Annotated in this window: 23 protein-coding genes, 1 tRNA gene and 1 other RNA gene; 11 read left to right on the forward strand and 14 right to left on the reverse strand. The window is 65.1% G+C overall.

From position 1 onward, the window contains the following. Window positions 1-134: 134 nt before the first annotated feature. The gene (locus Q0P59_RS04345) at window positions 135-692 is read right to left on the reverse strand and encodes a MarR family transcriptional regulator (RefSeq protein WP_295003949.1); all 558 of its coding nucleotides are present in this window, start codon (window positions 690-692) and stop codon (window positions 135-137) included. A 108-nt stretch (window positions 693-800) separates the two neighbouring features. Between Q0P59_RS04345 and Q0P59_RS04350 the strand changes: the two genes are divergently transcribed. Both Q0P59_RS04350 and Q0P59_RS04355 read left to right on the forward strand, forming a co-directional pair. Then, window positions 801-1,277: a cytochrome P460 family protein gene (locus Q0P59_RS04350; RefSeq protein ID WP_295003951.1), complete on the forward strand. Its 477-nt coding sequence runs from the start codon at window positions 801-803 to the stop codon at window positions 1,275-1,277. Between the two features lie 92 nt (window positions 1,278-1,369). After that, on the forward strand, window positions 1,370-1,846 hold the full coding sequence (locus tag Q0P59_RS04355; protein WP_295003953.1) for an Lrp/AsnC family transcriptional regulator: 477 nt from the start codon (window positions 1,370-1,372) through the stop codon (window positions 1,844-1,846). Window positions 1,847-1,938: 92 nt separating this feature from the next. Here the strand turns inward: Q0P59_RS04355 and Q0P59_RS04360 are convergent, their stop codons facing one another. Further along, window positions 1,939-2,490 carry an ankyrin repeat domain-containing protein gene (locus tag Q0P59_RS04360; protein WP_295003955.1) on the reverse strand — a complete coding sequence of 184 codons (552 nt, stop codon included), beginning with the start codon at window positions 2,488-2,490 and terminating at the stop codon, window positions 1,939-1,941. Between the two features lie 179 nt (window positions 2,491-2,669). Between Q0P59_RS04360 and rnpB the strand changes: the two genes are divergently transcribed. Next, window positions 2,670-3,052, forward strand: an RNA gene (gene rnpB / locus Q0P59_RS04365) — RNase P RNA component class A. A gap of 11 nt (window positions 3,053-3,063) precedes the next feature. Here the strand turns inward: rnpB and Q0P59_RS04370 are convergent. The 3 genes from Q0P59_RS04370 to Q0P59_RS04380 all read right to left on the reverse strand — a co-directional run bounded on the left by Q0P59_RS04370 (window position 3,064) and on the right by Q0P59_RS04380 (window position 5,973). Beyond that, window positions 3,064-3,834 carry a hypothetical protein gene (locus Q0P59_RS04370; RefSeq protein ID WP_295003957.1) on the reverse strand — a complete coding sequence of 257 codons (771 nt, stop codon included), beginning with the start codon at window positions 3,832-3,834 and terminating at the stop codon, window positions 3,064-3,066. 116 nt (window positions 3,835-3,950) lie between these two features. Then, entirely contained in the window at window positions 3,951-5,126 is a 1,176-nt protein-coding gene (locus Q0P59_RS04375; protein WP_295003959.1) for a VWA domain-containing protein, read from the reverse strand. A gap of 4 nt (window positions 5,127-5,130) precedes the next feature. Continuing rightward, window positions 5,131-5,973: a MoxR family ATPase gene (locus tag Q0P59_RS04380; protein ID WP_295003961.1), complete on the reverse strand. Its 843-nt coding sequence runs from the start codon at window positions 5,971-5,973 to the stop codon at window positions 5,131-5,133. Window positions 5,974-6,207: 234 nt separating this feature from the next. Here Q0P59_RS04380 and Q0P59_RS04385 point away from each other — a divergent pair, with 234 nt between their 5' ends. The 5 genes from Q0P59_RS04385 to Q0P59_RS04405 all read left to right on the forward strand — a co-directional run bounded on the left by Q0P59_RS04385 (window position 6,208) and on the right by Q0P59_RS04405 (window position 10,144). Further along, the gene (locus tag Q0P59_RS04385; RefSeq protein WP_295003963.1) at window positions 6,208-7,353 is read left to right on the forward strand and encodes a class I SAM-dependent methyltransferase; all 1,146 of its coding nucleotides are present in this window, start codon (window positions 6,208-6,210) and stop codon (window positions 7,351-7,353) included. Between the two features lie 64 nt (window positions 7,354-7,417). Further along, window positions 7,418-7,804, forward strand: coding sequence for a hypothetical protein (locus Q0P59_RS04390; protein WP_295003965.1), 387 nt, complete (start codon window positions 7,418-7,420; stop codon window positions 7,802-7,804). Between the two features lie 9 nt (window positions 7,805-7,813). Then, window positions 7,814-8,317, forward strand: coding sequence for an RNA polymerase sigma factor (locus tag Q0P59_RS04395; RefSeq protein ID WP_295003967.1), 504 nt, complete (start codon window positions 7,814-7,816; stop codon window positions 8,315-8,317). Continuing rightward, window positions 8,314-9,111 carry an anti-sigma factor gene (locus Q0P59_RS04400; RefSeq protein WP_295003969.1) on the forward strand — a complete coding sequence of 266 codons (798 nt, stop codon included), beginning with the start codon at window positions 8,314-8,316 and terminating at the stop codon, window positions 9,109-9,111. The genes Q0P59_RS04395 and Q0P59_RS04400 overlap by 4 nt, the downstream gene beginning before the upstream one ends. Window positions 9,112-9,142: 31 nt before the next feature. Further along, window positions 9,143-10,144, forward strand: a complete 1,002-nt coding sequence (locus Q0P59_RS04405) for a catalase family peroxidase (RefSeq protein ID WP_295003971.1) — start codon at window positions 9,143-9,145, stop codon at window positions 10,142-10,144. 63 nt (window positions 10,145-10,207) lie between these two features. Here Q0P59_RS04405 and Q0P59_RS04410 read toward each other — a convergent pair whose 3' ends face one another. After that, on the reverse strand, window positions 10,208-11,356 hold the full coding sequence (locus Q0P59_RS04410; RefSeq protein ID WP_295003973.1) for an ABC transporter substrate-binding protein: 1,149 nt from the start codon (window positions 11,354-11,356) through the stop codon (window positions 10,208-10,210). A 383-nt stretch (window positions 11,357-11,739) separates the two neighbouring features. Between Q0P59_RS04410 and Q0P59_RS04415 the strand changes: the two genes are divergently transcribed. Both Q0P59_RS04415 and Q0P59_RS04420 read left to right on the forward strand, forming a co-directional pair. After that, window positions 11,740-11,949: a DUF3079 domain-containing protein gene (locus Q0P59_RS04415; RefSeq protein WP_295004160.1), complete on the forward strand. Its 210-nt coding sequence runs from the start codon at window positions 11,740-11,742 to the stop codon at window positions 11,947-11,949. Then, window positions 11,942-12,373 carry a PAS domain S-box protein gene (locus Q0P59_RS04420; protein WP_295003975.1) on the forward strand — a complete coding sequence of 144 codons (432 nt, stop codon included), beginning with the start codon at window positions 11,942-11,944 and terminating at the stop codon, window positions 12,371-12,373. The genes Q0P59_RS04415 and Q0P59_RS04420 overlap by 8 nt, the downstream gene beginning before the upstream one ends. A gap of 96 nt (window positions 12,374-12,469) precedes the next feature. Here the strand turns inward: Q0P59_RS04420 and Q0P59_RS04425 are convergent. The 5 genes from Q0P59_RS04425 to rpsU form a co-directional block, all read right to left on the reverse strand. Continuing rightward, a tRNA-Ile gene (locus tag Q0P59_RS04425) sits at window positions 12,470-12,546 on the reverse strand. 7 nt (window positions 12,547-12,553) lie between these two features. After that, entirely contained in the window at window positions 12,554-14,530 is a 1,977-nt protein-coding gene (gene rpoD, locus Q0P59_RS04430) for an RNA polymerase sigma factor RpoD (RefSeq protein WP_295003977.1), read from the reverse strand. Window positions 14,531-14,570: 40 nt separating this feature from the next. Then, complete coding sequence (dnaG, locus tag Q0P59_RS04435) at window positions 14,571-16,307, reverse strand: DNA primase (protein ID WP_295003980.1); 1,737 nt, start codon at window positions 16,305-16,307, stop codon at window positions 14,571-14,573. Window positions 16,308-16,316: 9 nt separating this feature from the next. After that, window positions 16,317-16,763 carry a GatB/YqeY domain-containing protein gene (locus tag Q0P59_RS04440; RefSeq protein ID WP_295003982.1) on the reverse strand — a complete coding sequence of 149 codons (447 nt, stop codon included), beginning with the start codon at window positions 16,761-16,763 and terminating at the stop codon, window positions 16,317-16,319. A 72-nt stretch (window positions 16,764-16,835) separates the two neighbouring features. Further along, entirely contained in the window at window positions 16,836-17,048 is a 213-nt protein-coding gene (rpsU, locus tag Q0P59_RS04445) for a 30S ribosomal protein S21 (protein ID WP_011286295.1), read from the reverse strand. A 138-nt stretch (window positions 17,049-17,186) separates the two neighbouring features. On the opposite strand from rpsU, the gene tsaD reads away from it, so the two are divergent. Next, window positions 17,187-18,218: a tRNA (adenosine(37)-N6)-threonylcarbamoyltransferase complex transferase subunit TsaD gene (gene tsaD / locus Q0P59_RS04450; RefSeq protein ID WP_295003985.1), complete on the forward strand. Its 1,032-nt coding sequence runs from the start codon at window positions 17,187-17,189 to the stop codon at window positions 18,216-18,218. 137 nt (window positions 18,219-18,355) lie between these two features. On the opposite strand, the gene Q0P59_RS04455 is transcribed toward tsaD, so the two are convergent. The 3 genes from Q0P59_RS04455 to Q0P59_RS04465 all read right to left on the reverse strand — a co-directional run bounded on the left by Q0P59_RS04455 (window position 18,356) and on the right by Q0P59_RS04465 (window position 20,691). Further along, complete coding sequence (locus Q0P59_RS04455; protein WP_295003987.1) at window positions 18,356-18,649, reverse strand: AraC family transcriptional regulator; 294 nt, start codon at window positions 18,647-18,649, stop codon at window positions 18,356-18,358. After that, window positions 18,649-19,149, reverse strand: a complete 501-nt coding sequence (tpx, locus tag Q0P59_RS04460; protein ID WP_295003989.1) for a thiol peroxidase — start codon at window positions 19,147-19,149, stop codon at window positions 18,649-18,651. Before tpx ends, Q0P59_RS04455 begins: the two co-directional genes overlap by 1 nt. 102 nt (window positions 19,150-19,251) lie before the next feature. Beyond that, window positions 19,252-20,691 (reverse strand): catalase, encoded by a 1,440-nt coding sequence (locus Q0P59_RS04465; RefSeq protein ID WP_295003991.1) that lies wholly within the window; start codon window positions 20,689-20,691, stop codon window positions 19,252-19,254. Between the last annotated feature and the right edge of the window lie 22 nt (window positions 20,692-20,713).

Genomic DNA, 20,713 nt, shown 5'->3' on the forward strand with positions numbered 1-20,713 from the left:
ATCTTACGGAACAACGCCCGGCATGTGCTTGCGTTTTATCGCAGCGCTTGTTGTGTTTTTGATTTTATATTGCCGATATATGCAATTCGCGGCAATAAAATGTTTTTCGTATCCGAAAGTCTGGGCGGATGTGCCTACGGCAGGCTGTGCTCGCGGCAAATTTGCGCGCTGTCAGCTTCGCTGAGGGCCTCGCCGGTCAGTCCGCATTGATGGCCCGCTTCGCCGGGGCGGAAGTGGCGGCAAGTCCGGCAGACGCCGAAGGTCTTGCCGTTGCGCTCCTGTTGCCACGAGGCCAGCAGTCGGGTCAGCAGGGCGCGCAGGCTCTCCTGGTCGCCGCTCGGCAAATGGCGGAGCGCCGCCTGCCAGGCATCGTCCGCCGCGCTGTCGAGCACGCGCCTGCCAGTGTCGCTCAAGGCCAGGCGCACGACGCGACGGTCGGATTCGTCGGCCTGGCGCAGTACCCAGCCGCGCTCCTCGAGGATTTTCAGGCTTTGCGAAACCGTTCCCTTGGTCAGGCCGAGGTACTCGGTCAGGCATTGCGGCATGTTGCTGTAGCGGTTGGCATCGCGCAGGTAGCCGAGGATGGCGAGCTGGACCGGCAGCAAGCCGGCGCCCAGCGCCGCCTGGCGCTGCTCGTTCTGCATCGCCCGCGACAGGGCGTTGAGCAGTTGGGGAAGAGAGGATCGATCCATGTGTTGATGGTAGCGATTCAAAACCAGCTTGACAAATAATGGTATCGAATCGAAACTTGATTCATCGTCCACGGGGGCGATGTCCATCAACCGAGCGAGGAGAAAATCATGCGTGTATTCATCAACCTGATCCTGGCCGTCGCTGCCGCGACGGCATCCGTGTCGGCCGTGGCCGGCGAAGTGGCCTATCCGAACGGCTTCCGCCAGTGGGGGCACGTCAAGTCGATGGTCCTCAAGCCGGGCCATCCGCTCTACGACGCCGTCGGCGGCATGCACCACATCTATGCCAACGCGAAGGCGATGCAGGGCTACAAGTCGGGGAAGTTCGCCGACGGATCGGTCATCGTGTTCGACCTGTTCGAGGCCGTCGACAAGGACAATGCCGTGGCCGAGGGCCAGCGCAAGGCGGTCGTCGTCATGTCCCGCAATGCCCGGGCGCACAAGGCCAACGACGGCTGGGGCTACGAGGTTTTCGACGCCCGGACGCGGAAAGGCAGCCTGGATGCCAAGGCCCAGGCGGACTGCCATGCCTGTCATCGCTCGCAGCAGGAGAAGGATTTTGTTTTCAGCAGCCTGCGCGACTGAAAATTGCGTCGTGTGATCGCTGGCCGATCGAGGCTTGCTTAAACGACGTCGAGGCAGCAATATTGCTGCCTCTTTTCTTGCGGGGCCTTTTTATGGAACTCGATCGCTACGACCGGCAAATCCTGGCCATCCTGCAGCACGACGGGCGCATCAGCAACCAGGACCTGGCCGACCGCATCGGCCTGTCGCCTTCGCCCTGCCTGCGCCGCGTGCGCACGCTGGAAGAGTCGGGACTGATCGCCGGCTACCGGGCGCATCTCGATGCCCGGCGGCTGGGGCTGACATTGACCGCCCTGATCGGCATTTCGATGGACCAGCACACCCCCGAGCGCTTCGCCAACCTGGAAGCCACTATCGCCGACATTCCGGAAGTGCTGGAATGCCTGCTGATCACCGGCCAGCAGTCGGACTACCAGCTCAAGGTCGTGGTGCGCGACATGGATGCCTACCAGGACCTGCTGCTCAACAAGCTGACCCGGATCACCGGCGTCACCGGCGTGCATACCAGCTTCGTGCTGCGCAAGGTCATCGACCGCAGCGCCCTGCCGGTCGGCGCGGCCACGCCTTAGCACCGCCGACAAAACGCCCCTGGCCGTACTTGCCTACGGCCTTCCTCGGCCCGCCCGGGCCGGGTCGCTGCGCTGCATGCGCTCAGCGCTTCTCAATCCCGGGCGCGTTCGAAGACGCCGGAGGCGAGGTCCGCCGGATCGTGCAGGGTGGGGAAGGGAAGGCTGGGCAGCGACGCGGAAAAGTAGGTTTCCCATTGCTTTTCCGAGAGCTCCACCTCGGTCACGCTGGTGACGCGGCGTTCCTCGTACAGGCGGCGTTCGGTCAAACCCTTGGGCGGCCCCGAGTTGCGCAGGCGCCGGTCGCGCCGTTTGCGGCGTTCGCAGGCGATGGCTTTGGGCTTGGGGGGCACGTCGGGCATCTCGGCGCCGTGGGCGAGCAGCAGATTGACGACGGCGCGGTGTTCGCCGCGCAGCGCCATGCGGATCGGGCCGCCCCTGCCCTGGGCGTTCGGGGCATGGATGTCGGCGCCGCGCCGGATCAGTTCGCGGACGAGGTCGATATGGCCCCTGAAGCAGGCGACACGCAACGGCAATCCCGGATCGCCGTGAATGTCGGCTTCCTCGATGTCGGCGCCGTGATCGAGGGCGATCATGGCCGCTTTCAGATTTCCTTTTTCGACGGCTCGTCGAAGTGCGCTGTACATGGCTTCTCTTCCTGCAAACGATAGCCCGGCGGTCAAGCTCTATGCGATCGTGGCTTTTGTTACCGGGTACGTCCCAAGGGTATCGTTTGTCGCCGAAAGTCGCCGTTAAATGCTTCACGAAGGGGCGCACGACGGTTTTGCGGCGGCCGGGCGGGGTGTGCGCGTATAATCCGCAGCGGAAAGTCGGCCAGGCAATCGCTGGATACTTCGGTATCGGGAGGAAAGTCCGGGCTCCATTGGGCAGGATGCCAGCTAACGGCTGGGTGCTATACGGTCGCAAGACCCAAGGCAACGGAAAGTGCAACAGAGAATAGACCGCCGATGGCGTCGCAAGACGCACAGGTAAGGGTGAAACGGCGAGGTAAGAGCTCACCGCGTCCACGGTAACGGCGGACGGCACGGCAAACCCCATCCGGAGCAAGACCAAATAGGGAAGCTGAGGCGTGGCCCGCGCTGCTTCCGGGTAGGTTGCTTGAGCCTGTCGGTAACGGCAGGCCTAGAGGAATGATTGCCGAACCCCGCAAGGGGGGAACAGAACCCGGCTTATCGGCCGGCTTTCCATTTTCTGCGCGCTTACGGGGCCTGTTGTTCCCGCACGATCTTCCATTGGCCATTTTCGCGGGCCACCTGCAAGGTCTTGGCGCGCCCGGTCTCGCGATAGCTGCCCGACGCATAGTCCTGCAGGAAGCTGACCTTGTAGCGATCCTCTCCCCAACCTTCGATGACCAGCTCGCGCAATTGCACCTCGATCCCGGCCGGCGTGGCGAGTTTCTTGGTGCGCGCGGCAACCCAGGCGTCGCGGCTGCCGACGGCAGGCTCGAAGGCGGCGCCGTAGGCACCCAGGTAGGCTGCAATATCCCGGCCGGACCACGCCTGGCGCCATTGTTCGACCAGTTCGCCAACCTGCGCTGCATCGGGGGCGGCGAGCGCCACGGGAGCGACGGGTGTCGCGAGCGCCGCCATCTCGGCGCTGGCGATTGCCGTCGGCGAGATGCGGACTGCCTGGGGCTGTCCCGGCTCGCCCGGGGCGGCGCCAAGATCAGCCATGAGCAGCCAGGTGCCACCCGCGCCGAGGGCGGCCGACAGCAGGCAGGCGAGCAGCGTGCGAGCCAGGCTGCGCTCCCGCCGTTCGGGCATCGTCGGGGAAGCCGCCGGAGAAGCGGGGGCAAGCGGGGACTTGTCGCTCTTGTCGTCCAGCGCCTTCTGCAGTTGTTGCAGGCGTCTTGCCATGGCTTGTTCCTGTTCGGCGGCGAAGCGGCGATTGCCGGGGCGAGGCGGGCGACTTGGCGCCAGAAAGGCGGCGTCGATCAGGCTTCCGGTACGGAGGGTGTTGAGCGTGGCCACGATTTTTCCTCAGGGGATGGGATGGATCCGATGGAGGAAATTCTGGACGCAGTGTGTCCCGTCTGAAATCGACTATTTCACGATTTTGTCTACTTTGTGAAAAGGGTGCGGGGGCTTTATTTCGACAGGCTGCGCATGGCCCGCTCCAGGCCGTCAAGCGTCAGCGGGAACATGCGGTCGTTGCCGACGACTTCGCGGATCATGCCGATCGACGGCGTGTAGCCCCAGGTGTTCTCGGCCAGCGGATTGAGCCAGGCGGCACGCGGCCAGGTGTCGACCAGGCGCTGCAGCCACACGGCACCGGCCTCCTCGTTCCAGTGCTCGACGCTGCCGCCGGGACGGCCGACCTCGTAGGGGCTCATGCTGGCATCGCCGACGAAGATCAGCTTGTAGTCCGGGCCGTAGGTGTGGATGACATCCCAGGTGGACAGTTTCTCGCCGTGCCGGCGGCGGTTGTCCTTCCACACGCCTTCATAGACGCAGTTGTGGAAGTAGAAGTGTTCCAGGTGCTTGAACTCGGCGCGGGCCGCCGAGAACAATTCCTCGCAGGCCTGGATGTGGTCGTCCATCGAGCCGCCGACGTCGAGGAAAAGCAGCACCTTGATGGCGTTGTGCCTTTCCGGGCGCAGGTGCAGGTCGAGCCAGCCGCCGTTGCGGGCGGTGCCGGCGATGGTGCCGTCGAGGTCGAGCTCGGTCGCCGCGCCCTTGCGCGCGAAACGGCGCAGGCGGCGCAGGGCGACCTTGATGTTGCGCACGCCGAGGTCGAGCGAGTCGTCGAGATTGCGGAATTCGCGCTGGTCCCACACCTTGATCGCCGTCCGGTTGCCGACCGATTCGCCGCCGATGCGCACGCCTTCCGGGTTATAGCCGCCGTGGCCGAAGGGCGAGGTGCCGGCGGTGCCGATCCACTTGCTGCCGCCGGCGTGGCGTTCCTTCTGCTCGGCCAGGCGCGCCTTCAACTGTTCGAGCACCTTCTCGTAGCCGAGCTTCTGCAGGCGGGCGCGATCGGCTTCCCACAGGTGGCGGCGGGCGGCCAGTTCCAGCCATTCCTCGGGGACCATGGCATCGAAGCCGGGCAGCGCCTCGATGCCCTTGAAGTATTCGCCGAAGGCGCGGTCGAAGCGGTCGTACAGCGCTTCGTCCTTGACCAGCAGGGTACGCGCCAGCAGGTAGAAATCGTCCAGGCTGCCGCTGACCAGCCGCGCTTCCAGCGCTTCGAGCAGGGCCAGCAGTTCCTTGGTCGACACCGGCAGCTGGCGCGCCTTCAGGTGCAGGAAGAAATCGACCAGCATGGGTTCAGCTCTTGCGGCGGGCCATGAAAGCGAGGCGTTCGAACAGATGCACGTCCTGCTCGTTCTTGAGCAGCGCGCCGTGCAGCGGCGGGATGGCATCCTTCGCTTCCCTGGCGCGCAGGGCTTCCGGCGGAATGTCCTCGGCCAGCAGCAGCTTCAGCCAGTCGATCAGTTCGCTGGTCGAGGGCTTCTTCTTCAGGCCGGGGATTTCGCGCAGGTCGAAGAAGACTTCCAGCGCTTCCTTCAGCAGCTCGTGCTTGAGCACCGGGAAATGCACCCCGACGATGCGCTGCATGGTCTCCTTGTCCGGGAACTTGATGTAGTGGAAGAAGCAGCGGCGCAGGAAGGCGTCGGGCAGCTCCTTCTCGTTGTTCGAGGTGATGATGATCAGCGGCCGGTGTTTCGCCTTGATGGTGCGGTGCAGCTCGTAGCAGTGGAACTCCATGCGGTCGAGTTCGCGCAGCAGGTCGTTGGGGAACTCGATGTCGGCCTTGTCGATTTCGTCGATCAGCACCACCGACGGCTGCTCGCATTCGAAGGCCTGCCACAGCACGCCATGCACGATGTAGTGCGAGATGTCCTCGACGCGCGGATCGCCGAGCTGCGAGTCGCGCAGGCGGGACACCGCGTCGTACTCGTAGAGGCCCTGCTGCGCCTTGGTCGTCGATTTGACGTGCCACTGGAACAGCGGCATGTTCAGCGCCCGCGCCACCTCCTCGGCGAGCAGCGTCTTGCCGGTGCCCGGCTCGCCCTTGATGAGCAGCGGACGTTGCAGGGCGACGGCGGCATTCACCGCCAGGGTCAGGTCGCGGGTGGCGACGTAGCTATCGGTACCTTCGAATTTCATTGTTTGTCTTCTGTGCTGGGGGTGAGGGGGATTGTATGACTGGTGTCGTGTTTCACGCTACTCGGCACATAAAACCGCGCCTTTGACCCCGTGACAGCGTTGCAAATTCTCGCGATACACTCGGTATCGCTGTGGTTTGCGCCTTGCCACAAGGCCAAATGCATCGGTTTTATTCAGTGCCGCGCAGCATGAAACACGACACTGGCGCGTGCCGGAAGTGCCCTACAATGCGGCATGACATCGATTCAACGACCCGAGATCCGCTGGCAGGAAGCTGGCCGGGAACATATAGCCGGCTGGCGCTCCGAAGCCGGCATCGCGCCGCACGCCGACATCCGCATCGCCGACGACCGAACCGGTGCCGACGACGCCTACCGCCTGCTCGAAGCCGGCACGGCGCTGCTTTGGCGCGGTGACTGGGTCAATGCCCGGCACCTGGTGCAGGCGCTGACCAAGCGGGCCGACCGCCGTTTCGGCGCGGCGCGCGGCAAGGCGCCGAAGACGCCGGCCGAGGCCTTCGCCCGCCATCGCATCACCCAAGGCCAGCGTGCGGTGCTGCTCAACCGCCTGCTGGTGCCGCTGAATGCCGATTACACGGTGCCGCTGCGCCGGGCGCAGGATGTTCGCGAGGCTTGCCTGGCCGCCTACGGCGAAGCGGGCGGCGGCGATTCGCTGGTCGCGCTGCGCGAACTGCTGGCCGTGATCAGCGCCCACGAATGGCGCAAGAAGGGTGTCCCGGTGCCTGCGGTGCAGGGGCGCATCTACCCGCATTACGGCGTGTTCTCGCCGGTGCGCGGCGAATACGTCGACCTGATCGCCACGGCGCCGCTGCCGGCCGGTTGCGAGCAGGCCTTCGACATCGGCACCGGCTCCGGCATCATCGCCGCCGTGCTCGCCCGGCGCGGCGTCAAGCGGATCGTCGCCACCGACCAGGATGCGCGGGCGCTGGCCTGCGCCGCCGACAATATCGGCCAGCTCGGGCTGGCCGCGAACGTGCAGGTCATCAAGGCCGACCTGTTCCCGGAAGGCAAGGCGCCGCTCGTCGTCTGCAATCCGCCATGGCTGCCGGCGCAACCGACTTCGCCGGTCGAGTACGCGGTGTACGACCCCGATTCGCGCATGCTGCGCGGCTTCCTCGGCGGCCTGGCGGCGCATCTGGCGGACGGCGGCGAGGGCTGGCTGATCATTTCCGATATCGCCGAACTGCTCGGCCTGCGGTCGCGCGAACAGCTGCTGGCGTGGATCGCCGAAGCCGGGCTGCAGGTGCTCGGTCGCCTCGACACCCGCCCGACACACCCCAAGGCGCAGGATGCCGGCGACCCGCTGCATGCGGCACGGGCGGCCGAAGTCACCTCCCTGTGGCGCCTGGGAAAAATCTAGGGAATAAAACGATGGTCGCTTCCGTTTACCAAGGTGTAGCACCCCGAAACCAACGGAGACCATCATGAAAAAAATCAAGTGGATGTGCGCGCTGCTGGCTGCGCTGACCCTGGCGGCCTGTGCCGGCAGCGGGATGTACGCGGCGGCGCCGGCGAAAGTCATGGATGGCGCGCTGACCGGCGCCAACGGCATGACCCTGTACACCTTCGACAAGGATGCCGCCGGCAGCGGCAAGAGCGTCTGCAACGGGCCGTGCGCTACCAACTGGCCGCCGCTGATGGCGATGGACGGCGACATGGCGAGCGGCGACTACAGCATCGTCAATCGCGACGACGGCAAGAAGCAGTGGGCCTTCAAGGGCAAGCCGCTGTACTACTGGAACAAGGACCAGAAGCCGGGCGACCGGACGGGCGACGGTTTCAACAACGTCTGGCATACCGCCAAGCCGTAACCCGGAAACGTGGATAGCCGCGCCATCCTCGCCGAGCTGCCCCGCCTGCGCCGCTATGCGCGGGCGATGCTCGGCGACCGCGCGGCGGCGGACGATCTCGTGCAGGACACCCTGGAACGCGCCTGGAGCCGGATCAGCCAATGGCGAGCGGGCAGCGACCTGCGCGCCTGGCTGTTCGGCATCATGCACAACCTGCGCGTCGATCAGTTGCGGCGCGGCGCCCTGGCGACCAGCTCGCTCGACGAGGACGAAGCCGGCAACGTCCCGGTCCGCGCCACGCAAAGCGACCTGCTCGAAGTGATGGATCTCGAATCCGCCCTCCGCCAGCTGCCCGAGGAGCAGCGCCAGATCCTGCTGCTCGTCGCGCTGGAGGAGATGAGCTATGCCGATATCGCCGCCCTGCTCGATATCCCCGTCGGCACCGTGATGTCCCGCCTGTCGCGCGGCCGCGAACGGCTGCGCGCGGTGATGGACGGCCGGCAGCAAACGGCCAACCTGAGGGTCGTCCGATGACCTCGCACCCGATGAGCGACGAAGAACTGAATGCCTACGTGGACGACGCGCTGACGCCGGAAAGGCGGGCCGCGGTCGACGACCATCTCGCCAGCCACCCGGCCGATGCCGAGCGCGTTGCCGCCTACCGCGCCCAGACGCAGGCGCTCAAGGCCCTGTTCCAGCCGGTGCTCGACGAAGCCTTGCCGGATCGCCTGCAGGCCCTGAGCGTACAGCCGATCAAGCCGCCCTCGGGGCGCGGCGGCGGCTTGGGCGGTCTATGGCAGCGCCTGGCGGCCGGGGTCATGATTGCCGCCCTAGGCGGTGCCGGCGGCTGGCTGGCCCATGGCCAGTACCTGCAGGGCGAGCGCATGGCGCGGGCCGTTCCCCTGTCGCACCAGGCCGCCGTCGCGCACGTGGTCTATAGCCCGGATGTTCGTCGCCCGGTGGAGATCGCGGCCGATCAGGAGGAGGCGCTGGTCAAGTGGCTGACCAAGCGGCTGGGTGCGCCGGTCAGCCCGCCCAAGCTGGGCGCCCTCGGTTACGAACTGGTCGGCGGTCGCCTGTTGCCGGGCAACAGCGGCCCGGTGGCCCAGTTCATGTACCAGGATGCCAGCGGCCAGCGCATGACGCTGTACGTGACCACCGAAAGCACCGAGAAACGCGACACCGGCTTCCGCTTTGCCCGCGAAGGCTTGGTGAACGTCTTCTACTGGGTGGACGGCAAGTTCGGCTACGCCCTGTCGGCGGGTATCGACAAGGGCGAACTGGCCAAGGTGGCCACCGCCGTGTACGACCAGCTCGATCAAAAATAAACGCAGTACCCCACCCCAAGGAGTCCATCCCATGCAGAAAAAATCTTTTGCGCTGGCGGCGCTCGTCCTCGCCTTGCCGATCCCCCGTGCCGCGCTGGCCGCCGATGCCGCACCCGACGCCGGACAGGTCGTCGCCGCCATCGAGGGAGCCTTCGGCGCGACGCCGGGCGAGCGGCGCAACCACATCAAGGGCAGCTGCGCCGCCGGCGAATTCGTCGGCACGAAGGAGGCGGCAAGGCTCAGCGCTTCGCCGCTGTTCTACGGCAAGCCGGTGCCGGTGGTCGCCCGTTTCTCGTTGTCGGGCGGCAACCCGAAGGCGCCCGACGTCGCCAAAAGCGGACGCGGCATGGCCCTCGAGTTTCAATTGCCGAAAGGCCAGCTGCACCACATCACCATGCTCAACACGCCGATGTTCGGCGCTGCCAGCCCGCAGACCTTCCTCGACCTGATGCAGGCGCTGCAGCCCGATCCGGCGACCGGCAAGCCCGATCCCGAGAAAATGAAGGCCTTCAAGGCCAGCCATCCCGACAACAAGGCGCAGGCCGATTTCCTGGCGACCAACAACCCGCCGGCCAGCTATGCCGGCAGCAGCTATTGGGGCATCCACACCTTCAAGTTCGTCGACAAGAAGGGCAAGGCGACGCCGGTGCGCTGGCAGTTCGTGCCGCAGGATGGCGAGCAGCGGCTGAGCGACGAGGAATTGAAGACGGCCGGCGCCAATTTCCTCGAGGCGGCCCTGATCGAACGGACCGGGCGGGGCGCGGTGCGCTGGGACATGATGGTCAGCATCGGCCAGCCGGGCGACAGCGAAACCGATCCGACCGTGCTGTGGCCGGCCGAGCGCCCGCGTATCAAGGCCGGCACGCTGACCATCCGCAGCGCCAGCCCGCAGAAGGGTGCGCCGTGCGAGCCGATCAACTACGATCCGCTGGTCATGGCCCCCGGCATCCAGCCGACGGCCGACCCCATCCTGCTCTTCCGCTCGCCGGCCTACGCGGTGTCCTTCGGCAAGCGCCTGAGCGAACGTTACTGAGCGCCGCAAACGACAAGGGCCGGCAATGCTGCCGGCCCTTCGTCCGTATGGCGCCGCAAGCGCTCAGTCCTTGAGCAGCACCCACTTGCCGTCCTTGACGGTCATCATCACGCGGGCGCGCTGGTCCATGCCGTTGTGGTTCTGCGCGTTCATGTTGAACACGCCCTGGGCGCCGACCACTTCCTTCGACTGCTCCAGCGCGTCGCGCAGGGCCGCGCGGAACTCCGGCGTGCCCGCCCTGGCCTTCTTCAGCGCCTCGGGGATCGCCTTCTGCAGCAGCAGTCCGGCATCGTAGGTATTGGCGCCGAAGGTGGACATCGTGCCGGCGCCGTACTTGCCTTCATAGGCCTTGATATAGCCCTGGGCCACCGCCTTGATCGGGTTGTTCGCGGCCAGGTCGGCCGCCACCAGCATCGGTCCGCCGGCCATCAGCGTGCCTTCGACGGCCTTGGCGCCGATGCGGATGAAGTCGTTGGTCGCCACGCCGTGCGTCTGGTAGATGCGGCCCTTGTAGCCCTTTTCCTGCAGGCTGGTCTGCGGCAGCACGGCCGGGCCGCCGGTGGCGGCGATGAGCACCGCGTCCGGCCTGGCGGTGATGATTTTCAGCACCTGGCCGGTCACCGACTGGTCGGTCCGGTTGTAGCGCTCGCTGGCCACCAGCTTCAAGCCGGCCTTTTCGGCCATGGCGCTGAACACCTTGAACCAGTTTTCGCCGTAGGGGTCGTTGAAGCCGACGAAGCCCAGCGTCTTCACGCCGGCTGCCGTCATGTGATCGATCAGCGCAGCGGCGATCAGGTCGTCGTTCTGCGTCGTCTTGAACACCCAGCGCTTCTTGTCGTCGAGCGGCAGGATGATCGCCGAGGAACCCACGGTGGTCACCAGGGGCACCTTCGATTCGGCGACGAAATCGAGCATGGCCAGCGCGGCCGGCGTCGTCGTCGGGCCGATCAGCGCATCCACCTTCGATTCGGAGATCAGCTTCTTGACGCCGGTCACCGCGTTGGTCGGATCGGAGGCATCGTCGAGCACGATGTACTCGACCTTCTGGCCGCCGATCTCGGTCGGCAGCAGGGCGACGGTATTTTTCTGCGGAATGCCGACGGCGGCCGTCGGGCCGGTCGACGAGGCGATGACGCCGATCTTGATGTCGGCGGCAGCGAAGCTGCTGGCCAGCATCAGGGCGAGCAGGGAGGAAACTTGGCGCAGGTTCAAGGCAAACTCCGGAAAGATGGGCGAAAGCGCTGATTATAGAGAGGGCCGTTCGAATCCGGCTGACCCAAAGCAAAAGGCCGGCGATTTCTCGCTGACCATCCGGCGGGGGGCGCGAGCCAGCCAGGTGGTCAAGGTGGCTCGTGGAATTAGGCTTCAAGCCATGTTTGAGCGCCCCGGCTCAGGCGAAAGATTCTTGTATGGCGTCGCTTCCCTGCTTGCTGACCAGAACGATGGGGTTGCAGCGCTGATTCGTGATCGAGATCAAATCGGATTTGTATAGTCCGAGTAATGTAGTCAGGTAATTTCAACCTGAAATTCTGTGCTGGAATAATCGCGAGGTCGCGAAAATGAGTGGCAAGCCGGGGTTTTTCAAATCCGCCGACATGGCGAAGAAGTTCCCTCTGAATCCCAAGCATCCGGAGCGGACCTGCTGGGGCTGCGATAAATACTGCTCGGTGAATTCCCTGCAATGCGGCAATGGATCCGGCCGAACCCAGCACCCCGTCGAGATGCTCGGCGAGGACTGGTACCAGTGGGGCGACTGGGGCATCGTCGCCGATGATTCGCCAACCAATGGAGCGGATGATGAATGAAGACACACGACAGGTTTCATCGCTGGCCGAGCTGATACTGGAGCAGACCGCCGATGCGCTCATTTATGCCAATCGTCAGGGCGTCATCGAGCGTTGGAACAAGGCTGCCACGACCCTGTTCGGTTACCAATGCGCCGAGGCCAGCGGACAGAGTCTCGACTTGATAATCCCGGAAGAACTGCGCGCGGCCCACTGGCGCGGCTTCGAAGTGGCGATCATGCAAGGCGCCACGCGCCTGCACGGCCGGCCGACCCTGACCCGGGCCGTGCACAAATCCGGTGCCCGGCTGTACGTCGAGATGAGCTTTTCCCTCGTCATCGACGAGTTCGCCAATGTCCTCGGTTCGGTCGCCATGGCGAGAGACGCAACGGATCGAGTGCAACGCCAGAAGGCTGCGGCGAAGGGTAACGAGCAGGCGGGCTAGGCAAGTTGCCCGGCGATCGGCCCAGTTGCCTCCTGTACGCAAGTTGAACCATGGGCAAAAACAAAGGGGTTACATTTCTGTAACCCCTTGTTTTTATGGTGGGCCCGCACGGACTTGAACCGTGGACCAAAGGATTATGAGTCCTCTGCTCTAACCAACTGAGCTACAGGCCCGGAAAGCTTAGTTGTTGTTGGTGTCGATGAAGCTGCGCAGCTTGTCCGAGCGGGTCGGGTGGCGCAGCTTGCGCAGGGCCTTGGCTTCGATCTGGCGGATGCGTTCGCGGGTGACGTCGAACTGCTTGCCGACTTCTTCCAGGGTGTGGTCGGTGTTCATCTCGATGCCGAAGCGCATGCGCAGGACCTTGGCTTCCCTCGTCGTCAGGGTGTCGAGGATTTCCTTGGTCACGCCGCGCAGGCTGGAGTACATCGCCGCATCGGCCGGGGCCAGCGTGGCGGAGTCCTCGATGAAGTCGCCGAGGTGGGAATCGTCGTCGTCGCCGATCGGGGTTTCCATGGAGATCGGCTCCTTGGAAATCTTCATGATCTTGCGGATCTTGTCTTCCGGCATGTCCATCTTCTTGGCCAGCGTCGCCGGATCCGGCTCGACGCCGGTTTCCTGCAGGATCTGGCGGCTGATCCGGTTCATCTTGTTGATCGTTTCGATCATGTGCACCGGGATGCGGATGGTCCGCGCCTGGTCGGCGATGGAGCGGGTGATGGCCTGGCGGATCCACCACGTGGCGTAGGTGGAGAACTTGTAGCCACGGCGGTATTCGAACTTGTCCACCGCCTTCATCAGGCCGATGTTGCCTTCCTGGATCAGGTCGAGGAACTGCAGGCCGCGGTTGGTGTATTTCTTGGCGATGGAGATGACGAGGCGCAGGTTGGCCTCGGTCATTTCGCGCTTGGCGCGGCGGGCCTTGGCTTCGCCGGTCGACATCTGCTTGTTGATGTCCTTCAGTTCCTTCAGCGAGATGCCGATGCGGTCCTGCAGGGCGAGCAGCTTCTTCTGTTCTTCCTTGATGTCCGGCGCGTTGCGGGTGAGGACGGCGACGTAGGTCTTCGGGGCGGCAGCAACTTCAGCGTCGGCCCAGTCGAGGTTGATCTCGTTGCCCGGGAAGGACTGGATGAAGTGCGGGCGCGGCATCTTGACGCGGTCCACGCAGATTTGCTGGATCTTGCGCTCGCAGCCGCGGACCTGCTCGACCATGCCGCGCACGCTGTCGCACAGGCGCTCGATGGAGCGCGAGGTGAAGCGGATGTTCATCAGCTCGTCGGACAGTTGCTGCAGCAGCTTGAGGTAGGCCTTGTCCTGCGAACCCTTGCTGGAAAGGGCCTTCTGCATCTTGGCGTGGATGCCCTTGATGATCTTGAAGCGCTCGAGCGCGTCGGCCTTCAGCTGCAGCAGGGAGGCCGATGCGGCACCGCCGCCGCCTTCGCCGTCCTCGTCGCCTTCGTCGTCCTCGTCCTCGTCGGCTTCCGGCATTTCGGCGGCCGGGGCTTCCTCGACGGCGTTCGGGTCGATCAGGCCATCGACCAGTTCGTCGATGCGCATTTCGTCGGTCTCGACCTTGGCGGCCATGTCGAGGATGTCGACGATGGTGGTCGGGCAGGCGGAGATCGCCTGGATCATGTGCTTGAGGCCTTCCTCGATGCGCTTGGCGATCTCGATTTCGCCTTCGCGGGTGAGGAGTTCGACCGAGCCCATTTCGCGCATGTACATGCGGACCGGGTCGGTGGTGCGGCCGAATTCGGAATCGACCGTGGACAGCGCCTGCTCGGCCTGCGCTTCGACTTCCTCGTCGTCGGCGGCGGCCACGGCGGTGTCGGACATCAGCAGTTCTTCGGCGGCCGGGGCTTCGTCGAAGACCTGGATGCTCATTTCGCTGAAGGTCGAGATGATCGCTTCGATGGATTCGGCATCGACCACGTCGTCCGGCAGGTGGTCGTTGATCTCGGCGTAGGTCAGGTAACCGCGTTCCTTGCCCAGCTTGATCAGGGCCTTGAGGCGCATCTTGCGCGCTTCGGCATCGAGCGGTTCCGGAGTTTCAGCCATCTGGCCCTGCAACAGCGCCTTTTCGGCGGCCTTTTCCTTGGCCTTGCTGGCGCGAGCCTTCGGGGCTTCCTTAGCGATGTCTTTTGCCTTAGCCATGAACACGATCCATAGAATTCGAGAAAACCGTAGATTTTACCACAACTTAGCTACGGTTTGCCTTGGTGGTGAGGAACTGAATGTAGGCCTGTTTTTCCGCCGCGCTCAGGCCGGCGACGCCGAATTGCTGGGCTTTGCGTTGCAACTCGTCGAACGCGCGCTTTTCGCCGCCTTCCTGGAGTTTGTCCAGCGTGTCCCGGAATTCGGTGTCCGCGCCTTCTTCGTCAAACGGCAGGCCAAGAAGTTCCGACGCGGCATGCTCGATCACGCTTTCTTCCGGCAGGCCGCGCAGCTGTTCGCGCAGCACGGCGTAGCTGGCGGCCTCGGGGCTGGCCGAGACCAGCTGGTGCAGGCGGGTCAGGGCGGCGCGCTCCGGCGTGTCGGGCAGCAGGTCGACGGGCAGTTGGCCGGCCAGTTGCGGCTTGTGCAGCACGATGCGCAGCAGGTTGCGGGTCAGCGACGGGGCGGTGCGCCTGGCCCTGGCCGGCGGCGCCGGCGTGTAGGACTTCAATTCGCACAGGCGCTCGACTTCGGGCTGGGCGAAGCCGCTGGCCTCGGCCAGGCGCTTGACCAGCTGCAGGCGGAGCAGCGGCGTCGGCAGCTTGAGCAGCAGCGGCTTGGCTTCGTAGATCAGCCGGGCCTTGCCTTCCGAACTGGTCAGGTCGCAGCGCTGGGCCAGTTCGCGCAGCAGGAAATCGGACAGCGGCATGGCCTGGGTGACCAGGCGGTCGAATTCCGGCTTGCCGAATTCGCGGATGAAACTGTCCGGGTCGTGCTCGGCGGGCAGGAAGACGAAGCCGATCTGCTTGTTGTCGGCCAGCGCTTCGAGGGCGTTCTCCAGGGCGCGCCAGGCGGCCTTGCGGCCGGCGTTGTCGCCGTCGAAGGAGAAGACGATGCGGTCGACCTGGCGCAGCAGCTTCTGCACGTGGGTCGGCGTGGTTGCCGTGCCCAGCGTGGCGACGGCGTTGCCGACCCCGTTCTGGGCCAGGGCGATGACGTCCATGTAGCCTTCGGTGACGATGGCCGTGTTGGTCTCGCGCAGGGGCTGGCGGGCCTGCGGCAGGCCGAACAGCTCGCGGCCCTTCTCGAAGAGCGGGGTTTCCGGCGAGTTCAGGTACTTCGGCTCGCCCTGGTCGATGATGCGGCCGCCGAAGGCGATGATCTCGCCCTTCGGATTGACGATGGGGATCATCAGCCGGTCGCGGAAACGGTCGTAGCGGCGGCCGGCCTCGTTCTCGATGACCAGGCCGGCGACCTTCAGTTCGTCGGCGTTGTAGTCGGCGAAGACGGCTTCCAGGTTTTGCCAGCCGTCGGGGGCGTAACCGATGCCGAAGCGAGCGGCCACTTCGCCGGAAAGACCGCGTTTCTTGCAATATTCGATGGCGCGCGGCGAGGCCTTGAGCTGCGCCTTGTAGTAGGCGGCGGCGCGCGCCATGACCTCGATCAGCGTGCGGGTCTGGCCGGGCTTTTCATCGTGGAAGCTGCGTCCTTCGCTTTCCGGCACCGTCATGCCGGCGCGGCTGGCCAGGTCCTTGACGGCATCGACGAAGCCCATGCCCTGGTATTCCATGACGAAGCCGATGGCCGTGCCGTGGGCGCCGCAGCCGAAGCAGTGGTAGAACTGCTTGGTCGGGCTGACCGTGAAGGACGGCGACTTCTCGTTGTGGAAGGGGCAGCAGGCGGCGTAGTTGGCGCCGGCCTTCTTGAGCGGCACGTAGCTGTCCACCAGGTCGACGATGTCGACCCGGGCCAGCAAATCCTGGATGAACGACTCCGGGATCATGGTGCGGGATTAGCCGGCGAGTGCGGCCTTGACCAGCTTGGAGACCTCGGCCATGTCCGCCTTGCCGGCCAGTTGCGGTTTGAGGACGCCCATCAGCTTGCCCATGTCGGCCGGGCCCTTGGCGCCGGTCTGCGCGACGGCGGCGGCCACGGCGGCGGCGACTTCGGCGCTGCCCATCTTTTCCGGCAGGTAGGCGGAGAGGATGTCGATCTCGGCTTTTTCGATGTCGGCCAGGTCCTGGCGGTTGGCGGCTTCGTACTGGGTGACGCTGTCCTTGCGCTGCTTGACCAGTTTTTCGATGACGGCGGCGACGGCGGCGTCGTCGAGCTCGATGCGCTCGTCGACTTCCTTCTGCTTGATGGCGGCGGTGAGCAGGCGGATGGCGGACAGCTTGGCCGCTTCCTTGGCCTTCATGGCGGCCTTCATGTCTTCGGTGATGCGGGCTTTGAGGCTCATGTTCGACTTTCTAAAGCAAAAAGCCGCCGGCTGTTGAGGCTGGCGGCTCTTTTCGGGCAAAAGCGTACTGGATCAGTACAGCTTCGGCGGCAGGGTCAGGCTACGGAGGCGCTTGTGCTGGCGTTTAACGGCAGCGGCAGCCTTACGCTTGCGTTCGGTGGTGGGCTTTTCGTAAAACTCACGGGCACGCAGTTCGGTCAGGAGACCAGTCTTTTCGACGGTGCGCTTGAAGCGGCGGATAGCAACTTCGAACGGCTCATTTTCTTTGACGCGAATGTTCGGCATAATTTTCACCCCCTTCCTATGCGGCGCCCGCCGGGGTTGTCGGTCGGCAGTGCGCTCAAATTTTTCCGCAATTTTGCGGGAAGCCAAACAGTATAGTCGAGAAAATCCTTTTGCATCAAGTGTTAAAATCCACGACCTATGCTGATCCTCGGTGTTGAATCCTCCTGCGACGAAACCGGTATTGCGCTCTACGACAGCGCCGCCGGTCTTCTTTCCCATGCCCTGCATTCCCAGGTCGCGATGCATGCCGAGTACGGCGGCGTGGTGCCTGAACTGGCCTCGCGCGACCACATCCGGCGCGTTGTGCCGCTGCTGCGCGAGGCCCTGGGGCAGGCCGGCAAGCGCTTTGCCGACATCGACGCCGTCGCCTATACCCGCGGGCCGGGGCTGGCCGGCGCCCTGCTCGTCGGCTGTGCCTTCGCCGAGGCGCTGGCGCTGGCCATCGACCGGCCGACCATCCCGGTGCATCACCTCGAAGGCCATCTGCTGTCGCCCTTGCTGTCCAGCGATCCGCCGACCTTTCCCTTCGTCGCGCTGCTCGTGTCCGGCGGCCATACGCAATTGATGAAGGTGACCGGCGTCGGCGAGTACGAGCTGCTCGGCGAGACGCTCGACGACGCGGCCGGCGAGGCTTTCGACAAGAGCGCCAAGCTGCTCGGCCTGCCTTATCCCGGCGGTGCCCTGCTGTCGAAGCTGGCCGAAACGGGGACGCCGGGGGTTTATGAACTGCCGCGCCCGATGCTCCATTCCGGCGACCTGAGCTTCAGCTTTTCCGGCCTCAAGACGGCGGTGCTTACGCTGGTGCGCGAGCAGGGCGAAGACCTGAACGATCCCTTCAAGGCCGACGCGGCGCGGGCTTTCCAGGAGGCCATCGTCGAGGTGCTGGTCAAGAAGTCGTTGAAGGCGATGAAGCAGACCGGCCTCAAGCAGCTGGTGGTGGCCGGCGGCGTCGGCGCCAACAAGCAGTTGCGCGCCACGCTGAACGACGAGGCGAAGCGCAAGCGCTTCCGCGTCTATTACCCGGAGCTGGAATTCTGCACCGACAACGGCGCCATGATCGCCCTGGCCGGCTGCCTGCGCCTGCAGGCCGGAACCCCGGCCAAGCCGGCCGGCGATTTTTCGGTTCAGCCGCGCTGGCCGCTGATGGAGATGTCCGTCGCCGGTAAATAGGCGCAGCGGACGATCGTGACCATCCCGGCGGCAGGACAGTCAGCGGCGCAGCAAGTACGGTGTCGCTTCTTCTTCCGCTTGGGGCAGTCCTTGCACGGCGGGTCGGATTTGCAGCATTTCCGGCTCATCGTTCTGCCTCACGCCGTTTCATTGCGCCGCGCCACCCAGTAGGTCGCGCCCTGGTGGCCATAGCGTTCCGCATGCGGCACGTCGCGTTCCAGGCTGAATTCGTCGCCGGGCAACAAATGGCGCGTGACCTCGCCGACGCACAGCCACATTTCCCCCTGAACCAGTCTGGCCTTCAGCGCAAAGGGGTGGCTATGGGTGTCGAGCTGCAGGTCGGCTGGCCAGCTTCGCGCGAGGACTTCGTCGAAGCCCTCGGCAAGCGCCTGGCTGCGATAGTCGTCGAAGGCGAGGCCGGCCATTTTCATCAGAGCGCGGCCAGGGCGGCGGCGTAGTCCGGTTCGTTCTTGATTTCGGAAACCAGCTCGCTGTGGATCACCTTGTCGTTTTCGTCGAGGACGACGACGGCGCGGGCGCTGACGCCGGCGAGCGGGCCGTTGGCGATGGCGACGCCGTAGGCTTCGAGGAAGTCACGGCCGCGCATGGTGGACAGGGTGACCACGTTGGCCAGGCCTTCGGCGCCGCAGAAGCGGGCCTGGGCGAAGGGCAGGTCGGCCGAGATGCAGAGCACGACGGTGTTCGGCTTGTCGTTGGCCTTGGCGTTGAACTGGCGGACCGAGGTGGCGCAGGTCGGCGTGTCGATGCTCGGGAAGATGTTGAGGATCTTGCGCTTGCCGGCCAGGCTGCTCAGGGCGACATCGGACAGATCCTTGGCGACCAGCGAGAAGGCCGGGGCGGCATCGCCTTTCTTGGGAATGCTGCCGCTGACGGTGATCGGGTTGCCGCCGAGGGTTACGGTTTGGGACATCGGGTGCTCCACAGGGTTGAGTGAGCGGGTTGGACGAGCCTGCCCGGGGTTGGTTCAATCGGGGCGACGACCGCCTGGCCGTCGCCCCGGTTGCGGCTTGCGTCAGCCGTCCAGTCCGAGCGCCCGGGCCACGCCGGCGCCGTAGGCCGGATCGGCCTGGGTGCAGTTGGCGATATGGCGGCGCTTGATTTCTTCCGGCGCATCGCCCATGGCGCGGGCGGTGTTGGCGAACAGGCGCTGCTGCTCGTCGGCCGGCATCAGGCGGAACAGGTTGCCGGCCTGCGAGAAGTAGTCGGCATCCTCGCGGTGGTTCCAGTGGTCGGCCATGCCTTCGACGGACAGCGGCGGCTCGCGGTAATCCGGCTGCTCCTCCCACTGGCCGTAGCTGTTGGGCTGGTAGCCGAGGGTGGCGCCGTGGTTGCCGTCGATGCGCATGGCGCCGTCGCGGTGGTAGCTGTGGAACGGGCACTTCGGCGCATTGACCGGGATCTGGTGGTGATTGACGCCGAGCCGGTAGCGCTGCGCGTCGCCGTAGGAGAACAGGCGGGCCTGCAGCATCTTGTCCGGCGAGAAGGAAATGCCGGGGACGACGGCGGCCGGGTTGAAGGCCGATTGCTCGACTTCGGCGAAGAAGTTCTCCGGATTGCGGTTCAGCTCCATGACGCCGACTTCGATAAGCGGGTAGTCGGCATGCGGCCACACCTTGGTCAGGTCGAAGGGGTTGTACGGCACCTTCGAGGCATCCTTCTCCGGCATGACCTGGATGTACAGGGTCCATTTCGGGTAGTCGCCGCGGTCGATGGCGTCGAGCAGGTCGCGCTGGTGCGATTCGCGGTCGCGGCCGATGATCTCGGTGGCCTCGGCGTCGCTGAGGTTCCTGATGCCCTGCTCGGTGCGGAAGTGGAACTTGACCCAGTAGCGTTCGTTGGCGGCGTTGATGAAGCTGAAAGTGTGCGAGCCGAAACCGTGCATGTGGCGGTAGCTGGCCGGGATGCCGCGGTCGGACATGACGATGGTCACCTGGTGCAGGGCCTCCGGCAGCGAGGTCCAGAAGTCCCAGTTGTTGCGGGCCGAGCGCATGTTGGTGCGCGGGTCGCGCTTGACGGCGTGGTTGAGGTCGGGGAACTTGAGCGGATCGCGCAGGAAGAAGACCGGGGTGTTGTTGCCGACCAGGTCCCAGTTGCCTTCCTCGGTATAGAACTTGACCGCGAAGCCGCGGATGTCGCGCTCGGCATCGGCCGCGCCGCGCTCGCCGGCAACCGTGGTGAAGCGGGCGAACAGCTCGGTCTTCTTGCCGACCTGGCTGAACAGCTTGGCACGGGTGTATTGCGTGATGTCGTGGGTGACCGTGAAGCTGCCGTAGGCGCCGGAACCCTTGGCGTGCATGCGGCGCTCGGGAATGACTTCGCGGTCGAAGTGGGCGAGCTTCTCGAGCAGCCAGACATCCTGCAACAGGACGGGGCCGCGCGGGCCGGCGGTCATCGTGTTCTGGTTATCGACAACCGGCGCGCCGGCAGCAGTCGTGAGTTTCTTGCCTTGCATGGTTCTCTCCTTGAGTGACGGA

It is taken from the genome of uncultured Dechloromonas sp., assembly GCF_945957265.1.
In the GTDB taxonomy this organism is placed as follows: Bacteria; Pseudomonadota; Gammaproteobacteria; order Burkholderiales; family Rhodocyclaceae; genus Azonexus.

Coding starts and splice junctions, on each gene's coding strand:
- Q0P59_RS04415 (WP_295004160.1), top strand. CDS start 11,740: ATGGCGAAGAAGTTCCCTCTGAATCCCAAGCATCCGGAGCGGACCTGC.
- Q0P59_RS04355 (WP_295003953.1), top strand. CDS start 1,370: ATGGAACTCGATCGCTACGACCGGCAAATCCTGGCCATCCTGCAGCAC.
- Q0P59_RS04385 (WP_295003963.1), top strand. CDS start 6,208: ATGACATCGATTCAACGACCCGAGATCCGCTGGCAGGAAGCTGGCCGG.
- Q0P59_RS04465 (WP_295003991.1), bottom strand. CDS start 20,691: ATGCAAGGCAAGAAACTCACGACTGCTGCCGGCGCGCCGGTTGTCGAT.
- Q0P59_RS04405 (WP_295003971.1), top strand. CDS start 9,143: ATGCAGAAAAAATCTTTTGCGCTGGCGGCGCTCGTCCTCGCCTTGCCG.
- tsaD (WP_295003985.1), top strand. CDS start 17,187: ATGCTGATCCTCGGTGTTGAATCCTCCTGCGACGAAACCGGTATTGCG.
- Q0P59_RS04360 (WP_295003955.1), bottom strand. CDS start 2,490: ATGTACAGCGCACTTCGACGAGCCGTCGAAAAAGGAAATCTGAAAGCG.
- Q0P59_RS04440 (WP_295003982.1), bottom strand. CDS start 16,763: ATGAGCCTCAAAGCCCGCATCACCGAAGACATGAAGGCCGCCATGAAG.
- Q0P59_RS04400 (WP_295003969.1), top strand. CDS start 8,314: ATGACCTCGCACCCGATGAGCGACGAAGAACTGAATGCCTACGTGGAC.
- Q0P59_RS04350 (WP_295003951.1), top strand. CDS start 801: ATGCGTGTATTCATCAACCTGATCCTGGCCGTCGCTGCCGCGACGGCA.
- dnaG (WP_295003980.1), bottom strand. CDS start 16,307: ATGATCCCGGAGTCGTTCATCCAGGATTTGCTGGCCCGGGTCGACATC.
- Q0P59_RS04375 (WP_295003959.1), bottom strand. CDS start 5,126: ATGCTGGTCGATTTCTTCCTGCACCTGAAGGCGCGCCAGCTGCCGGTG.
- Q0P59_RS04390 (WP_295003965.1), top strand. CDS start 7,418: ATGAAAAAAATCAAGTGGATGTGCGCGCTGCTGGCTGCGCTGACCCTG.
- rpsU (WP_011286295.1), bottom strand. CDS start 17,048: ATGCCGAACATTCGCGTCAAAGAAAATGAGCCGTTCGAAGTTGCTATC.
- Q0P59_RS04420 (WP_295003975.1), top strand. CDS start 11,942: ATGAATGAAGACACACGACAGGTTTCATCGCTGGCCGAGCTGATACTG.
- Q0P59_RS04455 (WP_295003987.1), bottom strand. CDS start 18,649: ATGAAAATGGCCGGCCTCGCCTTCGACGACTATCGCAGCCAGGCGCTT.
- tpx (WP_295003989.1), bottom strand. CDS start 19,149: ATGTCCCAAACCGTAACCCTCGGCGGCAACCCGATCACCGTCAGCGGC.
- Q0P59_RS04345 (WP_295003949.1), bottom strand. CDS start 692: ATGGATCGATCCTCTCTTCCCCAACTGCTCAACGCCCTGTCGCGGGCG.
- Q0P59_RS04380 (WP_295003961.1), bottom strand. CDS start 5,973: ATGAAATTCGAAGGTACCGATAGCTACGTCGCCACCCGCGACCTGACC.